The sequence below is a fragment of the Leifsonia sp. Leaf264 genome, assembly GCF_001422325.1.
Taxonomy (GTDB): Bacteria; Actinomycetota; Actinomycetes; order Actinomycetales; family Microbacteriaceae; genus Orlajensenia.
Genome location: NZ_LMMR01000002.1, coordinates 22330 through 34286, shown reverse-complemented (window position 1 = coordinate 34286; position 11957 = coordinate 22330). Strand labels below are relative to the sequence as shown.

The following is an 11957-nucleotide window of genomic DNA, read 5'->3' as shown; positions in this document are numbered from 1 at the left end:
CTTGTCGGCGGTTTGCAAAGTTGAGTGACCCTCATAGTGGGGGGTGTGCACGCGCCCCCGGACGGGGCACACTCTTCTCAGACCCGTTGTCATCCCGACAACACCCGGGCGAGGTCGTGAAACCCGAATCCACGACCTCGCACCGGAGGGTCGTTTCTCTTGTCAGGGGGCATGTACGCCCTCGTCGGCTCGCGCCTTCCGACCCGCGGAAAACCCGTGCGATAAGGTGGAGTGTGACCGGAGAAAACCTGCCCGTGGCGGCATCCGCGCCTGACGCGGTCGACTCTGACGAACCCACCACGATCGATTCCGGGACTGATTCCGCCCCCGACGATGCAGTCGCAGACGAACCCGGCACGGACCATTCCGTCGCAGCTGAGGCGGACGACTCGGGCAACTCCGTCGAACAGGGCGCTGACGTACCCGAGATCGATGTAGACGTGCAGGGCGACGATCCCGACGAGGTCGACCAGGCTCCGGCATCCGTCGTCGTCGCCGATGACGAGGTGGTTCGCTCCCTCATCTCCTCTGTGCACCGTGAGGCGCTGCCGGGCTTCGTGCTCGCACACGTCACGTCACCGCTCGCGTGGGCCGAGCTCGCCGACGTCGCTCACTCCGAGGGCCGCGAGGTCGAGGCGTACGCCTATGCGACTGTCGCGCACAAGCGCGGTCTCGAGCTTCTCGAGGCTGCCGGCTGGTCCGAGGGCGACGCCATCAGCTGGTCGGATGCCTCCAACCGGGCCGTGCTCCGCGCCGCGTACGCTCTGCACGCCGCCGCCGCCGCCATCGGCCTCGTCTTCGAGGCTGACGCCCTGAGCGGGTTCCTCGCCGCCGCAGACCCGACCGCCGTCGCCCGCATCGAGTCCGAGCACACGGCCACGCAATTCATCACTATCATCCCGCCCGGAGCCACCGCCCCGGCCACCATGCCTCCGACGGAATCCTTCGTCATTCGAGGAGAGGACTGACACCGATATGCCAGCCATCGTTCTGATCGGAGCCCAGTGGGGCGACGAGGGCAAGGGGAAGGCGACCGACCTGCTCGGTTCGCGTCTCGACTACGTCGTGAAGTTCAACGGCGGCAACAACGCCGGCCACACCGTCGTGATCGGCGACGAGAAGTACGCGCTGCACCTGCTGCCATCCGGCATCCTGAGTCCCAACGTGATCCCCGTGATCGCCAACGGCGTCGTCGTCGACATCGAGGTGCTGTTCGAGGAGCTCGACGCCCTCATCGCGCGCGGCGTCGACGTGTCCAAGCTCAAGGTGAGTGCGAACGCCCACATCATCACCGCCTACCACCGCACCATCGACAAGGTCACGGAGCGCTTCCTCGGCAAGCGCCAGATCGGCACGACGGGGCGAGGCATCGGCCCCGCCTACGCCGACAAGATCAACCGCGTCGGCATCCGGATGCAGGACCTCTTCGACGAGAACATCCTGCGCCAGAAGGTCGAAGGCGCCCTCGACAGCAAGAACCACCTGCTGGTGAAGATCTACAACCGCCGTGCCATCGAGGTCGACGAGATCGTGCAGGAACTGCTGGGCTACGCGGAGCGCCTGCGCCCGATGGTCACCGATACCTCGTTGCTGCTGCACCGCGCGCTCGACGAGGGAAAGACCGTGCTGTTCGAGGGCGGCCAGGCCACCATGCTCGACGTCGATCACGGCACCTACCCCTTCGTCACCTCGTCGAACGCCACCTCGGGCGGCGCCGTGACGGGCTCGGGCGTCGCGCCCAACCGCATCGACCGGGTGATCGCCGTGATCAAGGCGTACACGACCCGCGTCGGCGCCGGCCCGTTCCCCACCGAGTTGTTCGACGAGTGGGGAGATTTCCTCACCGAGAAGGGCCACGAGTTCGGCACCACGACCGGACGCAAGCGCCGCACCGGCTGGTACGACGCCCCGATCGCCCGCTACTCGGCGCGCATCAACGGCGTGACCGACTTCGTGCTCACCAAGCTCGACGTGCTCACGGGCCTTTCGACCATCCCCGTCTGCGTCGCCTACGACGTCGACGGCGTGCGTCACGACGAGGTTCCGGTGTCGCAGTCCGACTTCCACCACGCCACTCCCATCTACGAGGAGTTCCCGGGCTGGACCGAGGACATCACGACTGCGCGCACCTTCGACGACCTTCCGAAGAACGCGCAGGACTACGTGCTGGCGCTCGAGGCCATGAGCGGTTCGCGCATCTCGGTGATCGGCGTCGGCCCCGGCCGTGAAGAGATCGTGGTGCGCCACGACCTCATCGACTGAGCGTCTCGCCTGCTTTTCCCGTGAACGGATGCTGATCGCGGCGCCCCTCGCCGTGCTCGCCGCCGGCGGCCTGCTGGCCATCTGGGCGGCTCGGCGCGCCCGGAGGCGCCGCGCGCGCTAGAGCTCTACACGCCGCATCACGGCGGCATCGCGGCGGGTCGTAACGATCGCAGGCCCCGATCACGGCCGGTATGGTCAGGCGACAATCCCTCAGGTTAGAGTCGAGATGAGGTGTCGTCTCGTTCTCGCGACGCTTCGTGTGAGCGTGGGGAGCCGCATGTCGAAAGTACGCCGGACGCTGGCCGGACTCGCTGCGATGGCGCTGACGCTCGGTTTCATCGCCGCTGGGGCGGCGCCTGTCGCCGCGGCACCGGATGACGCTGAATTCACCACCTTCTCGAAGGTCGTGACGCCGCCGGACACGTCGCCATATGAGGCCGGCGAGCAGTTCAGTTACACCATCACGCTCACGTGCAACAGCCCGATCGTCGACATCTGCGTCGGCGCCCAGGTGGCCGACACGCTTCCAGCCCCGCTGATCTTCGACCCCTCCGTGCCCAATCCCGTCGTCGTGGCTCCGGCCGGCGCAACGGTGACGAGGAGTGAGGACGGCTTCACCGCGGCGTTCACCGAGATCGGAACGGCAGGCACTGGTCTCGAGACCGGACAGCAGGTGAGCATCACGGTCTTCGTGAAGGTTCCCGACGACGTCAGCGCCGACTACAACGGCGAGATCGTCAACACGGCGACGGCATCCGCCGACAATGCCCTTCCGAAGGATGCCTCCGTTCCGGTGGTGATCGACGTGCCGGTCGACCTCGACTCCACCGTCGTCAAGTCCGTCGACGACCACCTCCCCGATGGCGAGACCGTGCCGTCACTGCCGGGGCAGCCGATCGACTACACGATCGGCGGGGGAAACGCCTCGAACCAGTCCGTGGACTCCGTCGTCGTGCAGGATCCGGCGGATGGCGTCGCCAGTCCCTTCGACAGCTACCTCGACTTCACGGGCATCACCTCCATCACCCCTCCGCCCGGAGCCGATCAGGTCGAGATCGAGTATCTCGACGCTGACGGCAACTGGGTCGTGGCCTATCCCACGGGCCCGATCCCCACCGACTTCACGGACATTCCCGGCGTTGATCCACCCTCCGACGTCAAGGGCCTCCGATTCACCTTCACGTCGACGACCGGCCAGATTCCACCGGGTGAGAACGGAACCATCGGAATCTCGTCGGAGACCAACGACAGTGTCCTCGACCTCCCTCTCGACGAGTCGGTCGACGTTCCGAACACGGCCTCCTCGTCGGTGACCGTCGACGACACGACCACCGATCCGAACACAGCCGATGGTGACGTGGTCATCAGCAACACAGGCCCGACCGTCGATGTCGAGAAGTCCTTCGCCGACCCGACGCTGCTGGCCGGCGACTCCACCACCGCGACCATCGAGGCCGCCAACGGCCCGAGGCCGGTCACCTCGATGACGATCGACGAGCCGACGGCGGGTTCTCCGAATCTGGCCGACCAGGGGCTGACCTTCGATGGATTCGGTGACATCACCTGGCCGCAGAACGCCACGAGCGCGTCGATCACCTACACCTATGCCGATGGCTCCTCCGAGACCCTCGACACGACCACGCCCGACACCCTGCCCGACCCGACCGGGGACGTGGTCGGCTTCTCCGTGACCTTCTCCGGTCCCATCCTGCCCAACGCATCAGCCGCGCTGCCATTCAACGTGACTGCACAGTCCGTCGACGGTGAAGACGACGTCGTCAGCACGAACGACACCACCTCGACCGTGACCGATTCGACTGGCCAGACCGGAACCGACGAGGACGCCGCCGATGTGACGCGCCAGCCGGTGCGGGTCTCGACGGTCATCGACAAGAACATCGTCCAGAGTGACGTCTGGGACGTGCCGGGCAGCGTCACCGACGTGACCTTCCTCGCCTCGGTGAACGACCAGGGCGAGAATGCCTCCACTGTCGGCGTGAACGAGTTCATCGTGAGCGATCCGGCCGATCCTGTCGCGGGAGATCCGCCATCGGCGTTCTGGAACACCTTCAACCTCACCGAGGTGACCGTCGGCGTTCCCGCGAATGCGAACCTCACGATCGAGTACTGGGACGGGGAGACCTGGCAGACCCTCGAGGGACCCATCGAAGGCCCGTCGCCCGACACCTCGTACCCGATCCCCGCCGATCTCCAGGATGACATCGAGGGCATCCGCTTCGTCTACACCCCGAAGGACGGCGAGACCCTCCCGCCCGGCTTCGAGGTCGCTCCCAGCATCTCCGTGGCCACGCGCGACCAGTTCCGCACCGGCGGCAGCGTGCATGACGCCGCGGTCGCAGCGGACCCGCTGGTCGTGGACAACACGGCATCGTCGACCATCACGAATCCCGATGACACCTCGCCCGAGGACAACTCAGCCACCGACGGCGACACCATCAACGTCAACCCGTTCGATCCCGACCAGGGCGTGGACCTGCTCGAGAAGCAGTGGCTCGATGACGACGTCAACGCCTTCAGCGACGACCAGCGCACAGCCCGCATCTCGTGGGGTACCGAGGGACTGCCGTTCGATGCCGTGGCCATCACGGACGACCCGACCGCCGGAGAAGACTTCGCGAACATCGCGGCGTCGACCTTCGACGCGTGGGACCTGGCTCGGATCGAGCCGATCGACGGGGCGCTCGATCCCGTCATGGCCTACGACCGCATCTCAGCGGTCGAGCTGTACGACAGCGAGGCGAACGACTGGGTCGACATCACGGCTGAGGCGTGTGGAGCTGTCGACACCACCGGGACCTCCTGCGATGGAGGATTCCCGGGCTACGAACTCACGGAAGCCGAGCGCGCGAGCACCGTCGGCGTACGACTCACCTACGTGGAGGGCACGAACCGCGGGGGAGCCGGGGGCCCCGCAGCCGGCACCGGCGTCGCGGCGTCGAACGACTTCGAGCGTAACCTCGACCTGACCTTCCAGCTCCGCGAGGAGAAGCGCAGCGGCGGTCCCGTCGTCGGCAGCCTCCACGACGACACCTACAACTCCGGCCTGGCCGGCGTGGTGACCAACACCGCGCAGGCCGACGGCGACGGGCCCCAGCCGGTCACCGATCAGGGTTCCGACGACATCACCATCCTCGACACCGTCATCAACACCTCCGTGACGAAGGAATTCGATCAGGACAGCCTCCCGATTCCCCCGGACGATACGGCGCAGAGCGCCTATCCCCTGGTGACCGCCACGCTCGTCGGCACGAACGAGACCGAGGCGAACATCGGCCAGCTGCGCGTCGACGACCCAGCCACGGTGCCGGATGCTCCGACGCCACCGCCGGCCGAGACGACGACCTACGACTACCTCAACCTCTACAGCATCGACTCGATCAGCGTGCCGGTCGATGCGACGCAATCGACGGTCACCCTCACACGCGAGGGTGGTGGCACGAACGACTACTCGATCGACGAGGCCGCGGCCCTGACGCCAGACGACCTCGCCGACGTCATCGGCTTCAGCGTCGTGCACAGCGATCCCGACGGTGTGGCGATCCAGAGCGAGGAGAGCACCGTCATCTCGCTCACCTATCAACTGCGGCAATTCCTGCGCGATGAACCGACGGTGAGCCCCACGACGGCCGACACTGTCACCAACGTGGCTTCGGTCGACGCGTCCCGACCCGGCGGCGACCCGGACCTCGACGAGGCCTACACCACGGCCACCGACTCCCTCACCTTCGCTGACGCCACCTATGGCGTGAACGCCGACAAATCCATCTCTCCGGCATCCCGCTACGAGGACGAGTCAGCTGACGGGTACACGGTGACGATCAGCGGCCAGCCGACAGGTAATGTGCGCACCACGCTGCTCACCATGACCGACGACACCCCGACCTTCTGGAATGCATACGAATTCAATTCCTTCCCCGCCTCGCTGCTGCCAGAGGGGATCGGCCAGCTGCAGGTGTCGGCGCTGGTCGGCGTCGACTATTCGGTCGATGGCGACGACGCCCTCGTCGCCGACTGCCCAGCGGGCACCCTGGAACAGTGCTGGGTCGCCGGCGAGTGGCAGGATGCAGCACCGGGGGGTGCGATCACGCCTGAACTCCCTGACGGCGTCGCTGCCGCCGACGTGCGCGGCCTCCGGTTCGACATCCGTCGCGACGCGAAGGGGTCGAACTGGGAGTCGCCCAGAACCCCCATCATCACCCTGTCCTTCACGGCTGATCGGCTGGAGAACCTGCATCTCGGGCCGAACGGGGAGATCGACAGCTATCCGGTGCCGTCGACCCTGCCGGGCCTCGAGACGGCGCCGGGCGAGACCGTTCAGGGAACGACCTCGGACGACGTCGACGTTCACGGCACCGGATCCTGGCAGGCGCCCGACGGCGTCACCTGGGAGGCCGACGACAGTGCTCAGGACGATACGCGACTCCTGCACCGCGTCAACTCGATCAGCGTCACGAAGTCTCCGGGCAACGGGTCCGGGGGAGCCGCGTCCCAGCAGTTCCCGCCCGCCAGCGACATCCCCTACGCCATGACGATCACGAACACCGGCGAGTGGGACATGACCGGGCTCGAACTCACCGACCAGGTCGGTACGGACGCATCGGGTTCCTACCTCGTCGCCGACCCGACCGCCGATCCGGTCTTCGAGTTCACCCTCACCGACGCCAACGGCGCTACCCTGCCCAGCGACGGCTTCAGCGGTGAACTCGACGAGACCACGGGCGTCGTCACCATCACCGTGCCCGGCGGCTTCGTCTTCAGCCCAGGTGACGTGCTGGTCATCCAGGCCCATCTCGTCTTCCGGGCCGGCCTCGCCCCGGGCACCCCCGTCGGCAACACCATCTCAGCGACCAGCGACCGCGACTTCGAGACCTGCGAGCACACCTCGAATAACGTGCCGGCCGATGACACCACGAATGTCGATGACTGTTCAGCCGACACGACGGTCACCCCTGCCGCAGCCGCCCCGATCAGCATGGTCAAATCCGTGAAGGGTGTGGGTGCCGGCGTTCCCGGCGTGGAGGAGGACGACCCCAACTACGACGATCTCGGCGTGCTCAACACGTCGGCGACGCCGTCCGTCGATGCCTGTGCGACGCCCAACGCCCCCGACGGGTACTACGTCAACGAGTGCGTGCCGATCACCAGACCGGGCGGAGTCGAGCAGTGGCGCCTCAGCTTCACCAATCGCGGCAACGTGCCAGCCGATGCCGTCGGTGGCATCGACGTCCTGCCGGCGATCGGCGACACCGGAGTGGTCGTCGGATCGGCCCGCGGGTCGCAATGGGCACCCATCTTCCTCGGCAACTTCGCCCTCCAGGCGACGTCGGCGAACATTCAGGCCTACTACATGACCACGGTGCCGGATGTCGCTTGCAACGCCGCGGACATCCAGTACAGCACGCTCGGCACGCCGATTCCCGACTCGGATTCCTGCTTCGCCGACGTCTCGACGCGAGCCTGGATCCCCTACGACAACGACACGCCCGCGTCAGAGCTGGCGATCGCCCGCGCGTTGAAGACAGTCGTCGAGTATCCCGAGGGGCAGGGACTCGCGCCGGGCCAGACCGGGTCGATCACCTACGAGACCCAGACCCCCACCTTCATCCCCGAGGCTTACGACACCGGTCTGCCGATCGCGTGGAACACCGCGGCCGCGGGGTCGCGTGCGACGTTCCAGGGTGCTGAGATCTACGAGGGACCGGTCGAGCCGGTGCGATCCGGCGTCGCATACCCGACCGGCGAGGTGCAGCTCCAGAAGGCAGTGGACGTTCCGGAGACCTGGTCGTTCGGCGTGCCGGACTCCTACGACTTCGACGTGCAGTGCACCTCCGACGGTGAACCCGTCGACCTGGTCGATACCGAGGGTGCCGCCGTCTCACCGATTGCGGTCCCCTCCGACGGATCGCTCGTGGCGGTGGGTCCTGCGACGAACCTCCCGCTGTTCTCGAGCTGCACCGTCGCCGAGAACTTCGCGCAGGGTTCCACGGTCAGCTACGACCCGCCGGGTGTCGGCGACAGGTCGGGCGAGGTCATGGCGACTCGCGATCTTGTCGGGCGCGACGACATCGCTCATCCGTTCCCCCCGGATCCGGTGGAGGACGTGACGCTCCAGGTGACGAACACGTACGAGATCGGGGGATTCTCGATCACGAAGGATGTCGAGAGGTCGACGGCTGTCGACCAGGACGGCAACGCGATCGAGTATGACCCCGAGTTCACATTCACGGCGAGCTGCATGTGGCTTGGAGCGGATGTCATCCCCGAGGCCGACCATGAGTTCACCCTCGGCGATGGCGATTCGAAGAACTTCGGCCCGCTGCCGGTCGGAGCGGACTGCACCGTCACGGAGACCGATGCCGCCGGTGCGACATCGACGGGAGTCGTGGTCACCGAGGACGGCGTCGCCGGCGACCCCGTCGACGGCGCTGCCGACTTCACGATCCTCCCCGACGAGGCGGACGGCACCCACCTCACAGCCATCGCGGTCACGAACACCTACACGGCCGGAAGCATCGCGATCACGAAGGACGTCACCGGCGCCGGCGCCGAGGAGTGGGCCGCCGACGACTTCCAGGTCGGTCTCTCCTGCACCTGGGACCAGGCGACGCCGCAGCTCGTCTACGAGGACTCCCACACCATCGTCGATGGCGAGACCTGGACGGTCGACAATCTCCCGACCGGGGCATCCTGCACCGTCACTGAGCCCGACGACGGCGGAGCAACGGAGTTCGCCGTCTCGCCGGCCCAGCCCGTCATCATCGGAGTGGACGGAACCGAGGGTGATCCGATCGAGGTCGTGGTCACCAACGACTACCGTGTCGGCGGATTCGTGATCGAGAAGAGCATCACCGGTCCCGGAATCGGTTTCAGCACCGACGTCGACTTCGACTTCGACTACCAGTGCACCTACGACGGCGGCACCGTCGGCTCCGGTGAACTCACGATCACGGGAGACGGCACGGCGGGCCCGCTCGCCTCGAGCACCGTGGACGGACTGCCCGTCGGAGCCGTGTGCGTCGTCACGGAGACGGATGACGGTGGCGCCGATGCGACGCCGGCTCCCGTGACGGTCACGATCCCCGACGAAGATGCCGGGGTGGCCCAGGTCGAGACGGCCGCCTTCACGAACCGTTTCAGCGCCGGGACCATCGCCGTGACGAAGACCGTCGACGGAACCGGGGCCGGTCTTCCCGACGTGGGTGACGCGACCTTCACCGTGCATCTGACCTGTGCTCTCACCGACGGCGGCGACCCGCTCTACGACGCCGACGTCGAGGTGACGGGCGGCGAGACCGTCACGATCCTCGATGATGCGACCGGCGAGCCGCTGCTGCTTCCAGTCGGCACGCACTGCTGGGGTGAGGAGACCGACGATGCCGGGGCGACCGACTCGTCTGTCGACCACGACTCCTTCGACGACGCCGTGATCGTGGTGGCGAGCGCCGATGACGCACCGCAGGCACTCGACGTGGCCGCCACGAACACCTTCGACCTGGGTGACGTCTCCATCGAGAAGGAGATCGGCGGCGACGCAGCCTTCGCCGAGGGAGTGACATTCGAGATCCTCGTCACGTGCACCCTCGACCGCGGCGCAGCCAACCCACCGCTCGTCGTGCTCGACGCGTATCCGGTCGAACTCGAGGGCGGCGAGTTGACCACCCTCTACGAGATCCCCATCGGATCCGAATGCTGGGCCACTGAACCCGATGCTCACGGGGCGACCGATGTGGTGATCAGCGCGACCGAGGCCGACCCGATCGTCATCGGGACCCAGGAGGGCATCACCATCACGGTGACGAATGTGTTCCCGGATGCCGGATTCACAGTCACGAAGCAGGTCGATGACGGCGGAGCCGTCGATCAGGACGGTGAGCCGATCGAATACGACACGGCCTTCTCGTTCTCCGCGACGTGCGAGTTCGAGGGCGCCACGGTGCTCGACGAGTCGTTCGAGTTGACCGACGGACAGGTGGAATCCTTCACCGACCTGCCGGCCGGGTCCGACTGCGTCGTCACCGAGACCGATCAGGGCGGCGCGTCGACCTCGATCGTCGTCACCCAGGAGGGCGTCGATGACGACCTCGGCGGTGTGAGCGAGGCCGAGTTCGCCCTCGCTCCCGATGATGACGATGCCGTCGCGACAGCGGTCACAGTGACGAACGCCTTCACCGTCGGCTCCGTCGAGGTCACGAAGACCGTCACCGGCACCGGAGCCGATGCCTGGGGTGGTACCTTCGGCGACTTCGACGTGCGCATGGTGTGCACGCTCGACTCGGCCGACCCCGACACGGTCTTCGACGAGACGCACACACTGACGAAGGATGTGCCCGGAAACCTCTGGGTCGTAGACGACCTTCCGACCGGAGCCGACTGCACTGTCACCGAGGCTGACGACGCCGACGGTGGCGCGACCGAGTCGACGGTCACACCTGAGTCGTTCGTCGTCGGGAACGACGGCACAGACGAGCCTGCGACCGTCACGGTGGACAACGAGTTCCGCACGGGAGGGCTCAACGTCGTCAAGGCCGTCACCGGTCCCGGCGTGCCGGAGTTCTCGAACGGGCCGTTCGTCTTCCACGTCAGGTGCCTGTACGAGCGGCAGACCGTCGTCGATCGGTCGCTCGTCGTCGTCGGCGATGGCACGGAGGGGCCGTTCACGAGCCAGACGATCACCGGGATCCCGGTCGGCTCCGTCTGTCTCGTGCGTGAGACCTTCAGCGCCGACGCCGACGTGACGCCGCCGCCTGTCACTGTGACGATCACCGATCAGGAGCAAGACGGGGTCGAGACCGTGGTCTCCGCCGGATTCCTCAACGTCTTCTCGCTCGGCACCATCCAGTTGACGAAGGCCGTCACCGGCACCGCCGCCGACGAGCCCTACGTGCGCGACGCGGTCTTCACCTTCCAGGTGACCTGCCAACTCGAGGTTCTCGGTACCCGGGTGACTCTGTTCAGCGGGCCAGTGGAGGTGAGCGCCGGAGAGACCGTTCCGGTGCTGCGCGACGACGGCCGGCGACTCAAGCTGCCCTACCTGACGCACTGCTTCGGTGAGGAGACGGACTCCGGCGGTGCTTCGGACAGTGAGATCGACGACGACTCCTACGACAACGCCGCGATCATCGATGTGCAGGACGAACCGCAGGAACTGACCATCTCGGCGACGAACACCTTCGATGACGGATCGATCGAGATCACGAAGACCGTGAGCGGTGACGTCGCTCAGGCAGCGGGCAAGCTGTTCCGCGTCGAGGTCACCTGCGTGCTCGACCAGGGATCCAACGACCCGTATGTCGCGCTGGATCGCTCGCCTGTGCTCATCGCCGGAGGGCAGACGCAGACCATCGACGGCCTTCCGGTGGGAGCCGACTGCTGGGCTGACGAGACCGATTCCGGAGGAGCCGACGCCGTGACGGTCAGCGCCACCGAGGCGAGTCCTGTCGCGGTGGATTCCGGTCAGACCGTGACCATCACGATCGACAACAGCTTCGACCCGATTCCCCCGATCCCGCCCGCGCCCCCGATCCCGCCGGCGCCCGCGACATCCGGTGGACTGTCGGGCACGGGCGTCGACGTGCTGCCGTTGCTCGGGGTCGTGATGGTGCTCTTCCTCGCGGGCGGAGTGCTGATCATCACCAGGCGTCGGAGGACCTCGAACCGGTGAACCGCCGGGTATG

At 66.8% G+C, this 11957-nt stretch carries 3 protein-coding genes; all 3 read left to right on the top strand.

What is annotated here, in order from left to right:
- The first annotated feature begins 233 nt into the window (after positions 1–233).
- Entirely contained in the window at positions 234–968 is a 735-nt protein-coding gene (locus ASF30_RS22960) for a DUF3151 family protein (protein WP_162240724.1), read from the top strand.
- A gap of 7 nt (positions 969–975) precedes the next feature.
- Positions 976–2262: an adenylosuccinate synthase gene (locus ASF30_RS05340; protein ID WP_055902619.1), complete on the top strand. Its 1287-nt coding sequence runs from the start codon at positions 976–978 to the stop codon at positions 2260–2262.
- A 277-nt stretch (positions 2263–2539) separates the two neighbouring features.
- Positions 2540–11944, top strand: a complete 9405-nt coding sequence (locus ASF30_RS05335; protein ID WP_157497022.1) for a DUF5979 domain-containing protein — start codon at positions 2540–2542, stop codon at positions 11942–11944.
- Positions 11945–11957: the final 13 nt, after the last annotated feature.